Genomic DNA, 18,972 nt, shown 5'->3' on the forward strand with positions numbered 1-18,972 from the left:
CAGGGAGGTCGTCCAGAGAACCGGCGCTTACTCGGCAGCCTGCCGCTGCGCCACCGGGTTGTTCGGATGGGTCGTCCAGTTGGCATAGGTCGGATCGACGGTCCGGCCGGTGCGCTGGTCAAGGGCGCCGGCGGCAAGCGGCACCATGGTGATGCAGTTCTCGACCGGGCAGACATTGACGCAGAGATTGCAGCCGACGCATTCCTCTTCCTTCACCTCGAAATGACGAACGCCGTTCACGAGATGGGTGATTGCCTGGTGCGAGGTGTCCTCGCAGGCGATGTGGCAGCGGCCGCACTTGATGCAGGCGTCCTGATCGATATGCGCCTTGGCCACGTAGTTGAGGTTGAGATACTGCCAGTCGGTGACATTGGGCACGGCGCGGCCGGTGATGTCGTCCAGCGTGCGGTGACCCTTCTCGTCCATCCAGTCGGAGAGGCCGGAGATCATTTCCTGAACGATCTTGAAGCCATAGGTCATGGCTGCGGTGCAGACCTGCACGTTGCCGGCGCCGAGTGCCAGGAATTCGGCCGCGTCGCGCCAGGTGGTGACGCCGCCGATGCCGGAGATCGGCAGGCCGTAGGTTTCCGGGTCGCGGGCGATCTCGGCCACCATGTTGAGGGCGATCGGCTTCACCGCCGGGCCGCAATAGCCGCCATGGGTGCCCTTGCCGTCCACGGTCGGGCTCGGGGCGAAGCTGTCGAGGTCGACGGAGACGATGGAGTTGATCGTGTTGATCAGCGAGACCGCGTCCGTGCCGCCGGCCTTGGCCGCGCGGGCGGGCTTGCGAATGTCAGTGATGTTGGGCGTCAGCTTGGTGATGACCGGCATGCGTGTGTACTGCTTGCACCAGCGCACCACCATCTCGATATATTCCGGCACCTGCCCGACGGCGGCACCCATGCCGCGCTCGGACATGCCGTGCGGACAGCCGAAGTTGAGCTCGATGCCGTCGGCCCCGGTTTCCTCGACGAGCGGCAGGATCGCCTTCCACTCTTCCTCGACGCAGGGCACCATGATCGAGGCGATCAGTGCGCGGTCCGGCCAGTTCATCTTCACCTGCTTCATTTCCTGCAGGTTGACCTGAAGCGGGCGGTCGGTGATGAGCTCGATGTTGTTGAGCCCGAGCAGGCGGCGGTCTGCGCCCCAGATCGCGCCGTAGCGCGGGCCGTTGACGTTGACGACCGGCGGGCCTTCGGAGCCCAGCGTTTTCCAGACCACGCCGCCCCAGCCCGCCTTGAAGGCGCGCTCGACGTTATAGGCCTTGTCGGTCGGCGGGGCGGATGCCAGCCAGAAGGGGTTCGGCGACTTGATGCCGACGAAGTTGTTGCGAAGATCAGCCATGTTCTTGTCCTCTCGTCGGGTGTGGCATCAGGCGGCAGAGCGGGCAGCACCCGCCAGCGCGCGGTTGATGGATTCGGCGGCGTCGCGTCCCTGGGCAACGGAGGTGACGGTCAGGTCCTCTCCGAGCTTCACGCAGTCGCCACCTGCCCAGACTTTCGGATGGGAGGTGCGGCCTTCCGCATCGATGGCGATGCGTCCACCCTTCATTTCCAGCGCTCCGAGCCCTTCCACCCGGAAGGTCTGGCCGATGGCCTTCAGCACCTGATCGGCACGGATCGTCACGGTTTCGCCCGTACCGGCGAGGCCGTTTGCCGTCAGCGCGGTGTATTCCAGTTCGATGGCGGTCGCCTTGCCGCCTTCGCCGAGCACGCGCTTCGGCTGGAGCCAGTGGCGGATGGTGACGCCCTTGGAGGCGGCAAGATCCTGCTCGAACTCGGATGCGTTCATGTTTTCCTTGCCGCGGCGATAGGCAATCGTCACCTCTTCGGCGCCGAGCAGCTTGGCCTGGACGGCAGCGTCGATGGCGGTCATGCCGCCGCCGAGCACGACGACCGAGCGGCCGACGGCAACGCTTGCCTTGTCCCTGGCCTGGCGCAGGCCTGCGATGAATTCGACCGCATCCTCGACGCCGGCGAGGTCTTCGCCTTCCACGCCGAGGCCATTGACGCCGGCAAGGCCGATGCCGAGGAAGATGGCGTCATACTGGCCTTCCAGATGGGCCAGGGTGAAGTCGCGGCCAAGCTTCTGGCCGTGGCGCACCTCGATGCCGCCGATGGAGAGGATGTAGTTCACCTCGTCCTGGGCAAAGTCGCCGGTCGACTTGTAGGTGGCGATGCCATACTCGTTCAGGCCACCGGACTTTTCGCGGGCTTCGAAGATGACCACGTCATGGCCGTGCATGGCGAGGCGATGAGCGGCGGCAAGACCTGCCGGGCCGGCTCCGACGACGGCAACCTTCTTGCCCGTGGACGCTGCCCGCTTGTAGAACTGGACGCCGCGCTCCATGGCAGTGTCCGTCGCGTAGCGCTGCAGGCGGCCGATTTCCACGGGTCGCTCTTCGGCCGTGTTGCGCACGCAGGCCTGCTCGCAGAGCGTTTCGGTGGGACAGACGCGGGCGCACATGCCGCCGAGAATGTTCTGATCGAAGATGGTGCGGGCCGCACCCAGCGGATTGCTCGTCGAGATCTGCCGGATGAAGAGAGGGATGTCGATGGAGGTCGGACAGGCCGTCATGCACGGCGCGTCGTGGCAGAAATAGCAGCGATCGGAGGCGACCAGCGCCTCATGCTTGTCGAGCGGCGGATGCAGATCGGAAAAATTGGCGTCGTAGTCGGCGGCGCTGAGGCGGCCTGAAGTGATACCCGGTGCCAGTCGTCCCATTGGTGGTTCCCCTTTTTTAGTAACGCACTGTGAGGGAACGGTACCGCAAAAAATTTATTTATCAAACGGTAAAATTTCTGCGCGGAAGACTTTTTTGCCTCGCGAAGCGGGGCCTTGCGCGGGCGCGCCAGATGGCAGGAAGTCTGCCGCAATGCAGCATGGAGCGCCCGAAATCCAAAAGCCATTGTTGCTGCTGGGTTTTACTTAAACACTACTGGATAGGTCGCGTAACTGTCTCTTTGCACTGCGGCAGGATTACCCGCTGCACTAAGGTGCGATCCCGGGAAGGCCTTTTTTGCGTAATGAGGACTGGAAAAGGCCGCAATAAAAGATGAGTGAAAATCTCCTCTTTTAACTTTACTCTGAAACTCATGTTTTGTAGCGTGGCGCAACGATAAACAGGAGACGGGTTCAGTGGCCTCGAAACGCAAGGGCAATCGCGACAGGACGGAGCGGAAGCAAGCGGCGGACACCGGTCCCCGCTCGGCCACCCGTCCGATCCGCAGCTTTCTCTATGTGGGCGGGCGGGATTGTCAGGTCGCGCACCTCCGGGAGATCGCAAGCGCCCATGGCGCGGAGCTTATCCACCACGACGGCGGCCTGCGCGAGGCGGTCAGCCGGATCGATACTGTTCTGCCGTCCGTGGATTGCGTCTTCTGCCCGATCGACTGCATCAGCCATGATGCATGTCTGCGGGTGAAGACGGGTTGCAAGAAGTTCGGCAAGACTTTCGTGCCGCTGCGCAACGGATCGAAATCCAGCCTCGACCGGGCGCTGCAGGAAATGCGGGAGCGGGGCCGCGCCTGAGGCGGTTCAGCCCTTCCGGGGAATGGCAACGCCGACGAGGATGCTGAACCAGCCGGCCATGATCATCATGCCGCCCGTGGGCGCCGCCCGCGGAAAGAGCGCGCTGCCGCCGAATTCGCGCATCATCATGTCGCCCGAAAAAAGCGCCACGCCCGCAATCATCAGGGCCGCCGCAAGTCGCCCGAGACGAAGCGGAAAACCGGCAACCGCGAGAAGCGCCGGACCATGGGCAAGGCACAGGAGGCCTGCCTGGGTGAGGAAGCGCGGGTCGGGGGAGTGGGCCGCTGCCGCCGAAAGGGCAACGCCGGCAAGACCGATCACTGCCGCGGCTGCCAGATGATCTCCCGCAGCTTCTCGTGCGACACGGTTTCGTCCAGGGCCCGGCGGAAGCAGAGAATCCAGCCGTCCCGCTCCTCCGGCCCGATGGCCGCCATGAAATGGCGCGAACGCAGGCGGGGATGGCCGTATTTCGCCACATAGACCGGCGGGCCGCCCAAATAGCCGATCAGGTATTCCGTCAGCTTTTCTTCCGAGCCGCTCATGTCGGAGGGATGAACCGCGCGGCAGGCGGCCGCCTCGGGCAGCGTGTCCATCAGCTCGTAGAAACGCTTCGTCAGCGCCCGGATCGTGCGCTCGCCGCCGATGGCTTCGAAAAGGGTGATGGTGTCGTCTGCCATGGGCCTGTTCCCGTGATTCCAGCCCCTATCTGCGCCTTCGGTGGTGCGGGATCAAGAGGCGAGAGGCGGATGCGGCGATTGGCCTTTGGTCGGATGGACGGCCGACGAATCAGGCAAGCAGCAGGAGGTCGTACTGGCCCCGGTCGAGCGGTACGGCTCCGGGGGCGACTTCCCGCACCGGTTCGTCCTCGATGAAGAGGAAGGCACGGCGGTAATGGCGGGCAAGTTCGGCGCGGAAGGCTTCCGCCTCGCCACCGTAGAAGGCGGGCGAGAACTCCATGTAGAGCGGAACCCCCCGTTTGAGCAGGGAGAGCATGGACCGGCATGCGACCGGTTCATAGCCCTCGATGTCCATCCAGACGAGCCCGACGGCATCGGGTGAGATGCCCGCCTCTGCCAGCACGGCCTCCACCGGTCGGACGGGCACCTCGATCTTCCGGTCCTTCGCGGAGCTTCTGAGGGCCGAGCTTTTTCCGTGGTTGTCCGGGTTCTGGAAGAAATCGATCACGCCTTCGGTCTCTCCTGCCGCAGCCTGCACAAGCGCCACCCGGTCCGCCAGGCCGTTCTGCCGGATGTTGCGCTTCAGCAGCGCGAAGTTTCTGGGATCCGGCTCCATCGAAAGGATGCGGGAGAACAGGTCCTCGCGCGCCCAGTAGATGGTTTGCGTGCCGATGTTGCCGCCAAGCTCGAGCAGCACGGTTCCCGCAAGCGGCACCTTCTCCGCCTCCAGCAGCGCCCGAAGCCGGCGAACGGCGCCGCGCTCGAAATGTCCCTTCCGGTACACCTTGCGGCCGATATAGTCATGCGGAGAGAAGGTGAGCACATGATCCCCGCAATCGGTGGTGATCTCCAGCACGCGCGGGGGCAGCGACTGAACAAGCATGCGCCGTCCGAGGCGCGTTTCGAAGAAACGCCGGGCCCATCGGTCGCGCCCCTTCGCAAGCCGCTTCTTCCATGCCTTCCAGATTGCCATCTCGTCCGCTTTTCCCTTGTTCCCGACGGCCCGCCGAATTGACGGGCGGCGGCCCCGGAAATAGGTATGCTATATGAAAATCGCATACTACGCGCCACTCAAATCCCCGAACCACCCGGTGCCTTCGGGCGACCGGCTGATGGCGCGGATGCTGCTGCAGGCGCTCCGCCTCGCAGGCCACGACGTGGCGCTTGTCTCCGAATTGCGCAGTTTTTCCCGTACGCCGGAGGGTCATGAAGGGCAAAGGGCGGAAGCGGAGCGGGAGCGGGCGCGGATCCTGGCCCAATGGAAGTCCGGTGGCCGTCCGGACCTCTGGCTGACCTATCATGTCTATTACAAGGCGCCGGACTTTCTCGGTCCTTCGCTCTGCGCCGATGCCGGCATTCCCTATGTGACGGTCGAGGCCTCCTGGTCGGCCCGGCGGAACCGGGAGGGGTGGGAAGAGGCGCAGGCCGCGGTGCTTCACTCCGTGCGTGCCGCAGCCGTCAACATCTGCATGACCGAGCGCGACCGCGAGGGCCTGATCGAGGCCGCTCCCGAAGCACGGACCGCACGGCTGAAGCCTTTTCTCGATGCCGGCGAATTTCTGGCGATCGAACCCGCACCGAAGCCCGGCCGGCTGGTGACGGTCGCGATGATGCGGGAGGGCGACAAACTTGCGAGCTATCGTGCCCTCGCTGGCGCGCTTCGCCGCATGCGCGAGCCCTTCGTCCTCGACGTGATCGGCGGCGGGCCCTGCCGGGCCGAGGTGGAAAGGCTTCTGGACGATGCCGCGCCGGGGCGGGTGATGCTGCACGGGGAGCTTTCGCGCGACGGGGTCATGGCCCGCCTCGCACGCGGATCGGTGTTCGTCTGGCCCGGGATCGGCGAGGCCTATGGCATGGTCTACCTGGAGGCGGCGGCGGTCGGGCTTCCCTGCATTGCCTATCGCACGGGCGGCGTGCCGGAAGTGGTGGACGATGGCGTGACGGGGCTTCTCGTGCCGGCCGGCGACGAACAGGCGCTCGCCGGTGCCATGGACCGGCTTCTGGCGGACGCGGATCTGCGGCTTCGGCTGGCGGGAGGCGCGCGGACGATGGTGGCCGGAGAGCGAAGGATCGAACAGGCGGCAAGGCAGCTCGACGCCCTGCTGAAGGCAGCAGGAGGGACAGGGACATGAGCGCCGAACCGGGCAGGACGAGGCTTCTCGACGCATTGGACCGCCGGGCGGAGCAAGGCCGGCCTGCTGCCTTCTGGCTCCGGGACGACGACGTGGTCGAACCGACGGATGCGCTGCACCGCTTCCTGAACCTCGCCGCTTCTCACGCCATTCCGGTGACCCTTGCCGTGATCCCGGAGGAAACGGGAATCGCGCTGGAGGCCTATCTGGCAGGGCGGGAGGGGGTGACCGTCGCTCTTCATGGCTGGTCGCACCGCAATTATGCGCCGGCCACGGAGAAGAAGCAGGAGCTCGGGCCGCATAGGCCGGAGGCGCTGGTGCTCTCGGAGCTGGCGTCCGGCTATTCGAAGCTCTCCGCCCTTTACCCGGATCTCATGCTGCCGATGCTGGTGCCGCCGTGGAACCGGATCGCGCCCTCGCTCCGGACGCGGCTCGGCTCGATCGGCATCGAATGCCTCTCGGTCTTCGGGCCGGAGAAGGACCGGGGCATTGCCGAGCTGAACACCCATGTGGACGTGATGGACTGGCATGGCACGCGGGGCGGCAGACCCCAGGATGTGCTGTTCGGCGAAATCGCCGGCCGGGTGGAAACGATGGGCGAAGGCGCGGCCATGGGCCTTCTCACGCATCATCTGGTGCATGACGAGGCGGTCGAGCATTTTCTGGAGGCGCTTTTCTCGCTGACGGCTGGCCATCCGGGCTGCCGCTGGATGAGCGCTTCCGATCTGCTGCCGTCCGTCTAGAGGCTGACGGCCTGCAGGTCCCGGGCGAAGAACAGGCTGCCAAGCTCGGCCTGGGCCTGTTTCTCCATGGCTTCCAGCGCCTCGTCCGTCCGGGTCGGCGCATGGTGGAAGATTGCCGTCTGCCTGACATCGGCCTGTCTGGCCAGACGGATCGCCTGTTGCCAGCTGGAATGGCCGAAGCCCTTGAACTTTTCCATCTCGTCTTCGTCGAAGGCGCCGTCATAGACGAAGAGGTCTGCCCCCTGGATCAGCGCGAGAACGGTCTCGTCCAGCTCACCGGGCTTGTGTTCCGTGTCGGTGATGATGGCGACCACGCGGCCCTGCCACTCGATCCGGTAACCGATCGCGCCGCCGGGATGGTTGAGCATGCCGGTCTTGAGGCGGGCGCCGGCAAAGGGTTCGATGACGTCGCCGGCCTTGAAGTCGTTGCAGCGCACGTGCGCAGCGCAGATGTCGGGGCTCACGGGGAAGAAGGGCGGACGCATGATTTCCTTCAGCGTCTCCTTGGTCGTCATCTGCCCGGCGAGATTGCCCGACCAGACATTCACCGAGGCGCGCGGATTGAACAGCGGGCAGAAGAACGGCAATCCGATGATGTGGTCGTAGTGGAAATGGGACATGAAAAGATGCAGCGGCTTCTGCCGGTTGCGGTCGATGGAAAGGCCTGCCACGGGCAGTCCGGAGCCCGCATCGAACAGCAGGGTTTCGTCCCCGCAGGACACTTCCACCGAGATCGTATTCCCGCCAAAGCGCGCATGTTCGGCGCCCGACACCGGCAGGCTGCCGCGCGTTCCCCAGAACTTGACCCGAAACTCGCTACTGCTCACGCTTCCCGTTCTGCCTTTCCTCGACGGATGCGCCGGTCTTGGCACGCCACGCCGTCCATACCCTACAGAAGCGCTAACCCTCCGAAAATCCTCGGGTTCCCGTCTGTTCGCCCCTTTTTTCCGTCATGCTAGCGGAAGTCTTCCGCACTGGCGAGAGGATTCGAGGCTTGGCCCGGATCATATTGCTCGTTATGTCTGAAAATTCTCTGATTGCACCAGGATTTACCGATTGAGCCTTGCTGACGCCTATCGTTTCGCGGTGATCGCGGATGCCCATTTTCATGATCCGCAGGCGGATTTCGGTTTCGCGGGCGTGGATGTGGGCGGGCATGGCCTTTGCCTGCGACTGCCCGGCGACGTGGCGCGCGCGCCGCGCATCTACAACGAGGCGGGTGCCGCTTTTCGCCACGCGCTGGCGATGGCGGCCGGGGAGGGTATCCGCGACGTGGTGCTCCTCGGCGACTATTCGGATGACGGGCAGGCGGCGACCATGGAGGCGCTTTCCGCCTGTCTCCGGGAAATGCGCGAGCGGTACGGCATGCGCTTCTTTGCCCTTCCCGGGAACCACGATGTCTTTGGAGACCGGGGCCGCCATCGGCGCAAGCGCTATGCGCGGGCGGACGGGCATGTCGTGCTTGTGACCAGCGATCCCGCCTTTACCGACCCCCGCGTGCCGGACCGTCTCGTCACCCCGCGCATGTATTGCGGCGGAAGCCCGTCCAACCTGCCGGGGGATTGCGGCTTCTTCGGCGTTCCCGATGCTCTCCACTGGGAAACGCCTTTCGGCACCGATCCGGATCCCGCGGCCCGCACCTATCCGCTGCTCGACGGCGAGGGCCGCGAGATTCGCCGGCTGATGGATGCGAGCTATCTCGTGGAACCGGTCCCCGGCGTCTGGCTGGCGATGGTGGATGCCAATGTCTTTGCTCCCGACCCCGAGGGCGACGACGGGCTTGCCGACAGCACCGCCGCGGGCTGGAATGCGGTCCTGCGCATCAAGCCCTTCCTCGTCGACTGGCTGCGGGATGTCGCGGACCGCGCGGGCCGGCGGGGCAAGCGACTTCTCGTCTTTTCCCATTACCCCGTTCTCGAAACGCTGAATGGCACGATGGCGGCGGAACGCGCGATGATGGGCGAGAACGCCTTTCACCGGCGCATGCCGGGGCCTGCGGTGGCAGACCGTCTCGGCGATGCGGGCGTGCGGGTGCATTTCAGCGGCCATGTTCATGTCGATGACGTCGCCCGAAGCGCCGGGGAGGGCACGTCCGGGCCGCGGCCGCAACTGGTCAACATCGCGGTACCGGCACTGGTCGCCTTTCCGGCCGCCTTCAAGTCGGTGACGGTTACGGAGGGGAGGGTGCATGTTCAGGATCGCCCGCTCGAGGGGATGCCGCTTCCTGCCGATATCCTTGCCGCAAGCCGGCGTCTGGCGGCCGTCACCGGCGCGGATACGGGCGGGATGCTCAAGGCAGCCGATTACGGCGCGTTCATCGACAGGCATCTCGAGCACGTGACGGCTCGCCGGTTCCTCAAGCGCGAATGGCCGGAGGATCTCGCCTCTCTGTTCCGCAGGGCTTGCCTTGCGGACCTGCTTCAAGGGGCGGGCCTTGCGGTTTCCCTTCCAGCGGCGGTTTCAGACCTGCCGGCTCTCGCCTTTCTGGCGGACTGGTACCGGCTGAGAGCCGGCGGCGCGCAGGCCGCCCGGTGGATCGCGCCGGAACGTCTGGAGGCCTACCGACAGATCGGGAAGCTTCCGCGGACAGAAGAGGTTTCCGATAGGCGGCTAGCGCTGCTTTTCGAGACGCTCTCGGCGCACCTCTCCGCCATGGCGGACGGCACCCTGCGCATCGATCTCGCCACAGGGGAAATCCTGCCGTAACACGCCTCTACTCGCTCGCCTTCAGCTGGCTCCGGGCGAGCGTAAGCTCCTGGGTGGTGTGGCTCAGCCGGTCCGCGAGGACACGCATCACCTCTATCGTGATTTCGGGGAAATCGATCAGAAGCTTGAGGAACTGGTCCTTCTTGATGCGCAGAACGTCGAGCGGCGAGGCGGCGCGGACGGTCGCGGTTCGGGAAACCTCGCACAGGATCGCGATCTCGCCGACGATGGAGGAATATTCCGCCTCCGCCACCTTGATCTCGCCCGAAGGCGTATCGACCAGGATATCGGCGGTTCCGTTGAGGATGACATAGGCTGCATCGCCGGAGTCTCCCTGATGGAAGATCTCCTCTCCCGCCGCATAGTTCACCCGGTCGGAGGTGAAGGCAAGCAGCTTCAGCTTGGCCGGAGCAACCCCGGCAAAGAGCGGCACCCGCCGCAACAGTTCCACTTCATCCTTCAGCAACATGGCCTGCCTCGTTCCCACTCTCTGTGCGCGGCTTTTAGCGAATACCGCTTATATAATTTATGACAGTCAATGCCTATCATGACACGAGTTGGCGGAAGGTGTCATTGTTCTCCCGCAATTCATGATGCGCCCCGTCCCCGACCAGCATGCCGCGCTCGAAGACCATCACGCGGTCGAAGAGCGGAGCGAGATTGGCGTTGGACAGAACCCACAGCACCGCCGGCTTGCGGCCGTCCTTTTCCATAAGCTTCAGCACGCTGCGCACGATCTCGTCCTGCAGGCGGTGATCGAGGCCGGGAAGCGGCCGGTTCAGGATGTAGTAATCCGAATGACGGATCAGGGCCCGCGCCAGGTTGAGCTTCTGGCGCTGCGTCGAGGTGAGGCGACGGCCGCCGGGGCCGACGTCGAATTCCAGGCCGATCTCCAGCACGTCGTCGTAGAGGCCACGGCTCTTCAGCATGCCGGCGACGATCGAGCGGATCCGGTTCGCCCCGTCGGGATGACGATGGCTGATGCGGCCGAAGAGGATGTTGTCGAGCAGCGTTGCGGAGCCCGAGTAACGCGCGGGATCGTAGGTCTCGAGCGCGCCCCTGAGTTCCTCCGGCAGGCCCTCGTGGAACTGCCGGCGTGCCTCGACGATTTCGGCCATCCTCTCCTGTGTCAGCAGGCCGAAGCGGTGGCGGGGCTCGATATAGAGGAAACTCAGCCGGATGATACTCAGCCTTTCCTCGCGGGTCGCCTCCGCGAAGCCTCTCCCCTTCAGCTTCTGCAGCATCACCTGGTAGTTGGGCAGATCGTCCGCCGTCATGAAGGTGAGCTGCTGGAAGAAGGGATGATCCGGCGGCAGGTCGCTGAAGAGCTCGACTGCGTTCGCCGCAATCTCGCGCCCCATCTCGAACAGCGTGTTGGAAAGGCCGGTGCTGGTCATCACCGACCGGAAATAGGCGTTGTCGGCGATCGCCGTGCCCGAGAGTTCCGGGCCGGTCGCCGTGCCGAAGAGCAGGTTTTCCCCGACGGTCGCTTCGGTGTTGTAACGTCCCGGCTCGAAGGGCACGACGAGGCCGCCGGCGCCTTCTGCCGCCAGCACCCCGCCCAGCGCCTGCCGCAGTTCGATCATGCGCTCGGCCAGATCCGGCCGGCGGGCCGGATCCATGGAGGAGCGCAGCGCGAGATCGAGGATGTCGGAGGAAAGCTGCACCGCATCCAGCACCTCGAGTATGGCATCGAAGAACTGGTCCGGCTCCTTCACGTTGGCGCTGGAATAGTCGATCCAGTCGCCGTTGATGTCATAGTCGGGGTTACCGGCCAGGCGTGCCTCGGCAATCTCCCAGCGGCGTTCCTTCATGCGCACGTCGTCGTAGGTGGCCGGACGAAGTGCCATGTGCTTGAGGCCATAGGTGAGGTTGTCGCGAAGGCTGCCGTAGAAGAAATAGGCTTCCGAGGAGACATAGGAGATGCGGCGGCCCGAAACCGATTCCGGCAGTTCCAGAAGATCGTCCGACCCCACCGCAACGCGGCCGCTTTCCGGCCAGATGATGCGACCGAAGGCATCGGCCAGCGCATCGCCGCCGGCGGCGGTCCGCCCGACGACCGCAACCGTTTCGCCGGGATTGATCTGTACCGAGACGCGCTCCAGAAGCTTGGCGCCGCTGTCGTCCACCAGGGAGAGGTTGATCGCGGAAAGGGGGTGGGTGAGGCGTGGAGGAGGCTCGGTCGCGGGGGCCTGGATCTTCGGGTCCATCACGCCGTCGACGGTGAACTGTTCGACCACCTGGACATATTTCACCTGCACGTCCTGTCGGATCTGGTCCCAGTCGATGAGATCCTTCAGCGGTCCCGGCAAATCCTTGTAGGCGCTGATGACCGCCACCAGCTGGCCGATGTCGAGCTTGCCCTTCAGCGCCAGATAGCCGCCGATGCAGTAGAAGAGAAAAGGCGTGAGCTGGGCCAGGAAATTGTTGATGAACTTCACCATGAATTTCCACTGGTAGAGATCGTAGCGGATCTTGAAGATCCGCCCCAGCCGGTGCGCGATGTCGGCGCGCTCGTAATTCGAGGTGTCGTAGGCGTGGATCGTGCCGATGCCGTCGACGATCTCGCTGACGCGGCCGGCAAGCTCGCGCGCGGTCAGCTGGCGCTCGCGCCCGAGGACCAGCAGCTTGCGGCGCATGCGCGGGATGACCAGTGCCTGGATCGCCACCATGAGCGCCGCGATCAGCCCCAGCCAGAAATTCTGCATCAGGATGAAGAACAGCGCCGTCAGCGCCTGCCCGCCGAGCAGGGCCGGCTGCACGAAGGCATCGCCGGTGAAGCCGCCCAGGGGCTCGATCTCGTCCTTCACCATGCTGGCGACTTCGGCGCCCTTGATCCGCTTGAACTGCTGCGGCGGGAAGCGGAGTATCCGGTCGACCAGCTCGAAGCGGATGCGGCGCAGAAGCCGCTCGCCGAGCCGGCCCTTGTAGGTGTTGATGTAGAGCTTGAAGAGGCCGTTCACGACCACCAGCACGAGAAACACCATGCTGAGCGCGAAAAGCATGTGCATCCGGTCTAGCGGAATGCCCTCGAACAGCTGCACCGTCCCGAAATAGGGGAGGTCGAGGGAGATCGGCATGAAAAGCTGGGTCGCACCCGGATCCTCGAAGCCCTTGCCCTGGATCGGCCCGTTGACGATCTGCTTCGGCAGGTCGAAGGAGAGGAAATAGGGCACCATCGACAACGCCACCACCAGCAGGATGTAGAGCTGCTGGCGCTTGGTGTGTTTCCAGATGTAGCGGGTAAGTCGCGATTCCATGGATGCTCCTGAAACGGCGCGCGGCGAGGCGGGCCGGAGGGCAGATTATATTCAGTGCTGAAACGATTCCATCCGATAATCATTGGTGGCTTCGTTGGAAAGTGGCAATCGCTATGGGGCGTCGAGAAGGGCCCGCAATTCCCTGGCGGTTCCCTCCGCGCCATGACGGTCGAGCACGATGGCGGCGGGATCGGGGAGCGCAAGCGCCCGGGTCACGGCCTGCGCCATCGTCTGCGCATCGGCCTTGTCTTCTTCGAGCATGACCGCGCGGCCGAGGGTTTCCAGCCGCTCGGCTCTCGCCCGCTGCTCGGTTTCGCCGCCGGTTTCGAAAGGAAGGAGAATGGAACGGCAACCCGCAAGCAGGATGTCGCCCACTGTGTTGTAGCCTGCCTGCGAGATCGACAGCCGGGCATTGGCAAGCACGCCGGTGAAATCCCTCCGGAAGCGGGCGAGACTGACATTCGGGCCGGCACGGGAGCTGAGCGCCTCGAAATCCGCCTCGGGCAGGTTCGGCCCCGTGATCAGCAACCAGCTGAGTGCGGGATCGAGAAGGCGTGCGGCGCCGGCCGCCGCCTCCATCACCCGCCGTCCCACGGCTCCGCCACCGGCGGAAACGACGATGTCGTGCCGGTCCGGCGCGGGGACGATCCTCGCCGGCGCGACGAGGCCCGTATAGCGCACCTTGTCTGCAATCTCGGCAGCGAGCGCGAAGCTGTCTTCCAGCCGGGCAAAGGCCGGATCGCCGTGGACAAGCACCGCATCGAAATGGGCCTTCACGATGTCGGCGGTTTCCCGGTCGCGGCCGGGCTTGGTGCGGGCCTGCAGGAGATCGCGGATGGACGAGACGAGCCGGGGACGCGGTCGCGACTTCTCGATCCGGTCGATCAGCGGCAGCAGCTCGAACCGCACCTGACGCCGTCCGAAGGGAAAGGCCTCGATCAGCACGATATCGGGTTTCAGCGCCTCGTAGAGCGAGAGCAGGCGCTCGCGGCGGGCAGCCTTGTAGACATCGGTGGCCGGACGCCCTTCGGCATCGTTGAGCGTCGAGAAGCCCTCCTCGCCGGCAACGAGCGGCGGCAGGCGAACCTCCTCGACCCCCTCCTCGAGAAATCCCTCGACCGGCAGGCCTCCTGTCACAAGCGTCACCTTGAAACCGTCCCGCGCAAGCGCGCCGGCGATCCGTCCCGCGCGCGCCAGATGGCCGATACCCAGCAGGTGCTGGACATAGAAGAGGACGCGGGGAAGCGCGCTCAACGGCGCCACTCCGCCCAAGCGGTTTCGAAAAGGGTGCTGAGTTCGCGGATGCTGACGTGATAGTCAAAGCTCGCGCGCACCTTTTGCTCCACCCGGTCGCCATAGGCCTGCCGAAGCGCGGGATTGCGGATCGCCTTTTCCAGTGCGCCCGCAAAGGCCTCGGGGCTTTCCGGCTCCACGAGAAAGCCGTTCTCGCCATCCGTCAGAAGCTCCGGGATACCCGATATGTTGGTGGAGACAGTGGCAAGCCCCTGGCTCGATGCTTCGACGATCACGTTGGGCAGCCCGTCGCGGTCGCCATCGGCGGTGATCCGGCATGCGAGGGCGAAGAGGTCGGACCGGCGATAATGGTCGAGCACCTCCAGCTGGTCGAGCGCACCCTTCCAGGCGATCCGGTCGGAAAGGCCGAGGCTTTCCGCCAGGGGCTTCAGCTTCTCCAGCTCTCCCCCGCCACCGATATGGTCGAAGCGCCAGTGGATGTCCTTCGGCAGAAGGCTGAGCGCCTTCAGCAGGATGTCGTAGCCCTTCTTTTCCACCGCGCGGCCGACGCTGATCAACCGGACCGGATCTGCCGGATCACTGCCGTCGCGGGAGGGGCGCGGGCCCTCGAAATGCGCGAAACGCGAGAGATTGAGGCCGTGATAGCTCAGATGCACCGGACCGCGCCCGGCGGCGAGATGCTTCAGGTGCTCGTAGCCGGAGGCCGTGCAGGTCACCGTCCAGCGGGCGCGGGCGAGCTTTTCGGCCAGCTCCCAGTCGGGCGAGGTCCAGATGTCCTTGGCATGAGCCGAGACGGTATAGGGCACGGCCGTCATTGCGCTGGCATAGGCGGCGACCGAACAGGGCGTATGGATGAAATGCGCGTGCAGCCATTCCCCGCCCTCCGGCCATTCCGCGACCAGCACCGCCGCCTGCCCGAGACGCCGAACGCGGTTGCGGCTGACATCGCGGGCGAGATCCTTCAGGAAGCGCGGCATCAGCGCCCAGAAACGCCGGTTGAGGAGCGCCTTGCCGAGGGCTGAGAGCACCCGAAGCGGCTCCTCGTGGAGATATTCCGGCAGGTACATCACCGGCGCCTCGATCTCGTCATGGACGGGATGGCGCTTCTTGTCCGTCGGGTGGCGCAGCGACACGAGGGAAAGGCGAAAGCCCGCCTTCTCCAGTCCGCGCAGCTCCTGCGCGATGAAGGTTTCGGAAAGCCGGGGATAGCCCTTCAGCAGGACGATCAGATGCGGTTTGTCGGGCATGGCCGTCCTCAGGATGCGGCGGTCTTCAGCGCGGCGCGCGTGGCCTCGCGCTCCTCGATCCATGGCAGGACCTCCGCCGAGATCTTGGCAAGACCCTCGAGCCGCAGGTTGGGCGAGGAACTCGACGGCAGCGGACGGACGAGCAGGGCTTTCAGCGCCGCCGACATCCGCACCGGGTCTTCCGCCTCTTCCGGACGCAGCATGTCCACGAGACCGAGTTCGCTTGCCCGCGTGGCGCGGATCAGCTGTTCCTCGCGCGGGACCACACGCGGCACGATGAGGGCCCGCTTGTCGAAGGACAGGATCTCGCAATAGGTGTTGTAGCCGCCCATGGCGACCACGGCGGTCGCCCCGGCAATCAGTTCCTCCATGCGGTTGTCGAATTCGATGACCTCGATCATCGGCACCTTTTTCGCCTTGCGGATCAGCTTCATCCGCTCCTTGGCCGGCATGTAGGGGCCAAGCACGATGAGGGCGCGGCAGGTGAGCGAGGCATCCTCGCGATAGGCGTCGATGACGTTATGGACGAGTTCCGCCCCGTCGCCGCCGCCGCCGGTGGTGACCAGCAGATAGTCGCCTTCGGGCCGCGGGGTGCGGGTTTCGTCGCGGGGCACGCTGCGCTGGAGGAAGCCCATGAAGCCCATCTTGTCGCGCACGCCCTGCGGCACGTCGAGACCCGTCAGCGGATCGTAGAAGTCCGGCGGTCCATAGACCCAGATCCGGTCGTAATAGCGGTCGATCTTCTGCATGATGTCGTTGCGCTTCCACTCGGCATCGAGCAGATGTGGCGCATCCATCACCTCGCGCAGGCCAAGCACCAGCTTCGTGCCGCGTTCCTTCAGGTATTGAAGCGTCGGCTCCACCTCGCCCCGCAGGCCCATCGGCTCCTTGTCGACGATGAAGACATCCGGATTGAAGGTCTCGGCCGTGTGGTGGATGATCGAGCGGCGGATGGACAGGGTGTCCTGCAGGTCGATATGCCGGTCGAGCGACTGGTATTCGCCGTTGCGCAGCTTGATGACGCTCGGGATCTTCACGAAATCCACGCGCGCGCGGTAGTCGAAGGCGCCGGCGATGGTGGCGCCCGAAACGATGAGCACGGAAAGGCCGCGGTAATCCTCCACCAGAGAATGGGCGATGGTACGGCAGCGTCTCAGATGCCCGAGCCCGAAGGTATCATGACTGTACATGAGGATGCGGGCGTCTTCGAAACGGCGAAGCATGGGGTCTTCCACTTCACTTGTAGGGGTCGGCGGCATCCCGCAAGCCATCGCCCAGGAAGTTGAAGGCGAGGATGACGAGGATGACGAAAAGGGTCGGGAAAAGAAGCCAGGGATAGAAGGCGATCACGCTGACCGAGCGTGCCTCGGTGAGCAGGATGCCCCAGCTGGTGATGGGCGGACGCAGGCCTAGGCCGAGGAAACTCAACGCCGTTTCCCCGAGGATCATGCCCGGTATGGCAAGCGTCGCCGTGGCGATCAGATGGGACATGAAACCCGGCACGAGATGCCGGCCGATGATGCGGGCACTGCCCGCACCCATCAGCTGCGCGGCAAGCACGTAGTCTTCCTCGCGCAGTGACAGAAGCTTGGAGCGCACCGCCCGTGCAAGCCCCGTCCAGTCCAGCAGGCCGAGGATCACGGTGATGCCGATATAGATGAGGATCGGGCTCCAGGTCACCGGCATGATGGCGGCCAGCGCCATCCACAGCGGAATGCTCGGGATCGATTGCAGCACCTCGATGAGGCGCTGGACGATCAGGTCGAACCATCCGCCGTGATAGCCGGCCAGGCCGCCGATCACGATCCCCAGGGTGAAGGAGATCGCGATGCCGAGAAGGCCGATGGTGAGCGAGATGCGGGCGCCGTAGAGGATGCGCGACAGCACGTCCCGGCCGAGGCGGTCGGTGCCGAGCAGGAACAGGGTGCCGCCCTTTGCGGGGCAGGCCAGATGGAAATCGGCCTCCTTCAGGCCCCAGAACCGGTAGCTGTCGCCGCTGCAGAAGAAGCGGATCGGCTGCACGTCGGCGGGGTTGTCGGTGTAGATGCGCTGGAGCGTGTCCATGTCGAGCCGCATGGTGCGGCCATAGACGAAGGGTCCGACGAAGCTGCCCTCGTGGAACAGGCGCACCCGCTGCGGCGGCTCGTAGATATGCTCCATGTGGCGGGTGTGCAGGTTATAGGGCGCCAGAAACTCCACGACGAGAATCATTGCGTAGAGAATGCCCAGGAACCAGGCCGAGGCGAGGGCGAGCTTGTGACGGCGGAACTTCCACCACATCAGCTGCTTTTGCGAGGCGCGCGCGAATTTCTTGTGCCGCGGCGTCGTTTCCTCGAGGCGATCCGGATCGAAGGGCGCGTCGGACACGTAATGGCCGAGCGGCGCGCCCGGTTCGGGAAGCGGGGAGCGGACGGTTTCCAGCGTCATTTCGTGCTCCTCCCGGCCAGCCGGATGCGCGGATCGAGGAGCGCGAGCGCGATGTCCGATATCAGCATGCCCACCACGGTCAGGAAGGCGAGGAACATCAGGAACGAACCGGCGAGATACATGTCCTGGCTCTGCAGCGCCTTGACCAGCATCGGACCGGTGGTTTCGAGCGAGAGCACGATGGCGGTGATTTCGGCACCGGAGATGATCGCCGGCAGGATGGAGCCGATGTCGGCCACGAAGAAATTGAGCGCCATGCGCAGCGGGTACTTCACGAGGGTGCGCATCGGCGACAGGCCCTTGGCCCTTGCCGTCACCACATATTGCTTCTGCAGCTCGTCGAGCAGGTTCGCCCTCAGCCGCCGGATCATGCCCGCTGTCCCGGCCGTGCCGACGATCAGCACCGGTATCCAGATGTGGGAGAGGATCGAGCGGGATTTTTCCCAGCTCATCGGCTCGGCCAGATATTTCTGGTCCATCAGATGCCCGATGGAGACGCCGAACCAGCGGTTGGCGAAATACATCAGGATCAGCGCCAGCATGAAGTTGGGCACGGCAATGCCGAGAAGACCGAGGAAGGTCAGGCCATAGTCCCCCCAGCTATACTGGTGGGTGGCGGAATAGATGCCGATCGGAAAGGCAATCAGCCATGTGACGATGATGGTGAAGAAGGAGACCAGGACCGTCAGCCAGAGCCGGTCGCCGACCACTTCGGAAACCGGCAGCTGATATTCGAAGGAATAGCCGAAATCCCCGGTAAGCATGCCGCCGACCCAATGGAAGTAGCGCATGACGGGCGGCTGGTCGAAACCGTACTGATGGCGCAGTTCCTCGATCTCGGCCATGTCCACATCCTCGCCCATGGCGGTGAGTTCGGACACGTAGCTTTCGAAATAATCGCCGGGCGGCAGCTCGATGATGGTGAAGACCAGCATGGAGATGACGGCCATGGTCGGTATCATCGAGAGAAGGCGCAGGAGGATGTAGCGCAGCAT

Annotated in this window: 17 protein-coding genes; 4 read left to right on the top strand and 13 right to left on the bottom strand. The window is 64.7% G+C overall.

Annotated elements, in window-relative coordinates; translation table 11 throughout:
* Positions 1 to 27: 27 nt before the first annotated feature.
* Together preA and GGR23_RS01965 are read right to left on the bottom strand one after the other, a co-directional pair.
* Positions 28 to 1,344 (bottom strand): NAD-dependent dihydropyrimidine dehydrogenase subunit PreA, encoded by a 1,317-nt coding sequence (preA, locus tag GGR23_RS01960; protein ID WP_183364434.1) that lies wholly within the window; start codon positions 1,342 to 1,344, stop codon positions 28 to 30.
* A gap of 27 nt (positions 1,345 to 1,371) precedes the next feature.
* On the bottom strand, positions 1,372 to 2,724 hold the full coding sequence (locus GGR23_RS01965; protein WP_183364435.1) for an NAD(P)-dependent oxidoreductase: 1,353 nt from the start codon (positions 2,722 to 2,724) through the stop codon (positions 1,372 to 1,374).
* Between the two features lie 414 nt (positions 2,725 to 3,138).
* Between GGR23_RS01965 and GGR23_RS01970 the strand changes: the two genes are divergently transcribed.
* Positions 3,139 to 3,531: a DUF2325 domain-containing protein gene (locus GGR23_RS01970; protein WP_382340552.1), complete on the top strand. Its 393-nt coding sequence runs from the start codon at positions 3,139 to 3,141 to the stop codon at positions 3,529 to 3,531.
* 6 nt (positions 3,532 to 3,537) lie between these two features.
* Here GGR23_RS01970 and GGR23_RS01975 read toward each other — a convergent pair whose 3' ends face one another.
* The 3 genes from GGR23_RS01975 to GGR23_RS01985 form a co-directional block, all read right to left on the bottom strand.
* Entirely contained in the window at positions 3,538 to 3,852 is a 315-nt protein-coding gene (locus GGR23_RS01975) for a DUF423 domain-containing protein (RefSeq protein ID WP_343066593.1), read from the bottom strand.
* Positions 3,849 to 4,208 (bottom strand): group II truncated hemoglobin, encoded by a 360-nt coding sequence (locus GGR23_RS01980; protein WP_183364436.1) that lies wholly within the window; start codon positions 4,206 to 4,208, stop codon positions 3,849 to 3,851. Before GGR23_RS01980 ends, GGR23_RS01975 begins: the two co-directional genes overlap by 4 nt.
* A 109-nt stretch (positions 4,209 to 4,317) precedes the next feature.
* On the bottom strand, positions 4,318 to 5,181 hold the full coding sequence (locus GGR23_RS01985; RefSeq protein WP_183364437.1) for an FkbM family methyltransferase: 864 nt from the start codon (positions 5,179 to 5,181) through the stop codon (positions 4,318 to 4,320).
* A gap of 73 nt (positions 5,182 to 5,254) precedes the next feature.
* On the opposite strand from GGR23_RS01985, the gene GGR23_RS01990 reads away from it, so the two are divergent.
* The gene (locus tag GGR23_RS01990; protein ID WP_183364438.1) at positions 5,255 to 6,340 is read left to right on the top strand and encodes a glycosyltransferase family 4 protein; all 1,086 of its coding nucleotides are present in this window, start codon (positions 5,255 to 5,257) and stop codon (positions 6,338 to 6,340) included.
* Positions 6,337 to 7,083 (top strand): polysaccharide deacetylase family protein, encoded by a 747-nt coding sequence (locus GGR23_RS01995; protein ID WP_183364439.1) that lies wholly within the window; start codon positions 6,337 to 6,339, stop codon positions 7,081 to 7,083. Before GGR23_RS01990 ends, GGR23_RS01995 begins: the two co-directional genes overlap by 4 nt.
* On the opposite strand, the gene GGR23_RS02000 is transcribed toward GGR23_RS01995, so the two are convergent.
* Positions 7,080 to 7,910 (bottom strand): MBL fold metallo-hydrolase, encoded by an 831-nt coding sequence (locus tag GGR23_RS02000; protein WP_183364440.1) that lies wholly within the window; start codon positions 7,908 to 7,910, stop codon positions 7,080 to 7,082. The two genes, GGR23_RS01995 and GGR23_RS02000, sit on opposite strands and share 4 nt — an antisense overlap.
* Positions 7,911 to 8,139: 229 nt before the next feature.
* Here GGR23_RS02000 and GGR23_RS02005 point away from each other — a divergent pair, with 229 nt between their 5' ends.
* Positions 8,140 to 9,789 carry a metallophosphoesterase family protein gene (locus tag GGR23_RS02005; protein WP_183364441.1) on the top strand — a complete coding sequence of 550 codons (1,650 nt, stop codon included), beginning with the start codon at positions 8,140 to 8,142 and terminating at the stop codon, positions 9,787 to 9,789.
* Positions 9,790 to 9,796: 7 nt separating this feature from the next.
* On the opposite strand, the gene GGR23_RS02010 is transcribed toward GGR23_RS02005, so the two are convergent.
* The 7 genes from GGR23_RS02010 to GGR23_RS02040 all read right to left on the bottom strand — a co-directional run bounded on the left by GGR23_RS02010 (position 9,797) and on the right by GGR23_RS02040 (position 18,972).
* Positions 9,797 to 10,258, bottom strand: coding sequence for a cyclic nucleotide-binding domain-containing protein (locus GGR23_RS02010; RefSeq protein ID WP_183364442.1), 462 nt, complete (start codon positions 10,256 to 10,258; stop codon positions 9,797 to 9,799).
* A gap of 76 nt (positions 10,259 to 10,334) precedes the next feature.
* Positions 10,335 to 13,049: an ABC transporter transmembrane domain-containing protein gene (locus GGR23_RS02015; protein WP_183364443.1), complete on the bottom strand. Its 2,715-nt coding sequence runs from the start codon at positions 13,047 to 13,049 to the stop codon at positions 10,335 to 10,337.
* 111 nt (positions 13,050 to 13,160) lie between these two features.
* Complete coding sequence (locus tag GGR23_RS02020) at positions 13,161 to 14,303, bottom strand: glycosyltransferase family protein (protein WP_210296806.1); 1,143 nt, start codon at positions 14,301 to 14,303, stop codon at positions 13,161 to 13,163.
* Entirely contained in the window at positions 14,300 to 15,550 is a 1,251-nt protein-coding gene (locus tag GGR23_RS02025; protein WP_183364445.1) for a glycosyltransferase, read from the bottom strand. The genes GGR23_RS02020 and GGR23_RS02025 overlap by 4 nt, the downstream gene beginning before the upstream one ends.
* A gap of 8 nt (positions 15,551 to 15,558) precedes the next feature.
* Positions 15,559 to 16,773, bottom strand: a complete 1,215-nt coding sequence (locus GGR23_RS02030) for a glycosyltransferase family protein (RefSeq protein WP_183364446.1) — start codon at positions 16,771 to 16,773, stop codon at positions 15,559 to 15,561.
* 13 nt (positions 16,774 to 16,786) lie between these two features.
* Complete coding sequence (locus GGR23_RS02035; RefSeq protein ID WP_183364447.1) at positions 16,787 to 17,977, bottom strand: ABC transporter permease; 1,191 nt, start codon at positions 17,975 to 17,977, stop codon at positions 16,787 to 16,789.
* Entirely contained in the window at positions 17,974 to 18,972 is a 999-nt protein-coding gene (locus GGR23_RS02040; protein ID WP_183364448.1) for an ABC transporter permease, read from the bottom strand. The genes GGR23_RS02035 and GGR23_RS02040 overlap by 4 nt, the downstream gene beginning before the upstream one ends.

It is taken from the genome of Gellertiella hungarica, assembly GCF_014197145.1.
Lineage (GTDB): Bacteria > Pseudomonadota > Alphaproteobacteria > Rhizobiales > Rhizobiaceae > Gellertiella > Gellertiella hungarica.

Excerpts from the sequence above, each read along its gene's own strand:
- GGR23_RS01980 (WP_183364436.1), bottom strand. The coding sequence starts at position 4,208 with ATGGCAGACGACACCATCACCCTTTTCGAAGCCATCGGCGGCGAGCGC.
- preA (WP_183364434.1), bottom strand. The coding sequence starts at position 1,344 with ATGGCTGATCTTCGCAACAACTTCGTCGGCATCAAGTCGCCGAACCCC.
- GGR23_RS02035 (WP_183364447.1), bottom strand. The coding sequence starts at position 17,977 with ATGACGCTGGAAACCGTCCGCTCCCCGCTTCCCGAACCGGGCGCGCCG.
- GGR23_RS02015 (WP_183364443.1), bottom strand. The coding sequence starts at position 13,049 with ATGGAATCGCGACTTACCCGCTACATCTGGAAACACACCAAGCGCCAG.
- GGR23_RS02030 (WP_183364446.1), bottom strand. The coding sequence starts at position 16,773 with ATGCTTCGCCGTTTCGAAGACGCCCGCATCCTCATGTACAGTCATGAT.
- GGR23_RS02025 (WP_183364445.1), bottom strand. The coding sequence starts at position 15,550 with ATGCCCGACAAACCGCATCTGATCGTCCTGCTGAAGGGCTATCCCCGG.
- GGR23_RS01985 (WP_183364437.1), bottom strand. The coding sequence starts at position 5,181 with ATGGCAATCTGGAAGGCATGGAAGAAGCGGCTTGCGAAGGGGCGCGAC.
- GGR23_RS02010 (WP_183364442.1), bottom strand. The coding sequence starts at position 10,258 with ATGTTGCTGAAGGATGAAGTGGAACTGTTGCGGCGGGTGCCGCTCTTT.
- GGR23_RS02040 (WP_183364448.1), bottom strand. The coding sequence starts at position 18,972 with ATGCTGCGCTACATCCTCCTGCGCCTTCTCTCGATGATACCGACCATG.
- GGR23_RS01990 (WP_183364438.1), top strand. The coding sequence starts at position 5,255 with ATGAAAATCGCATACTACGCGCCACTCAAATCCCCGAACCACCCGGTG.
- GGR23_RS01965 (WP_183364435.1), bottom strand. The coding sequence starts at position 2,724 with ATGGGACGACTGGCACCGGGTATCACTTCAGGCCGCCTCAGCGCCGCC.
- GGR23_RS01995 (WP_183364439.1), top strand. The coding sequence starts at position 6,337 with ATGAGCGCCGAACCGGGCAGGACGAGGCTTCTCGACGCATTGGACCGC.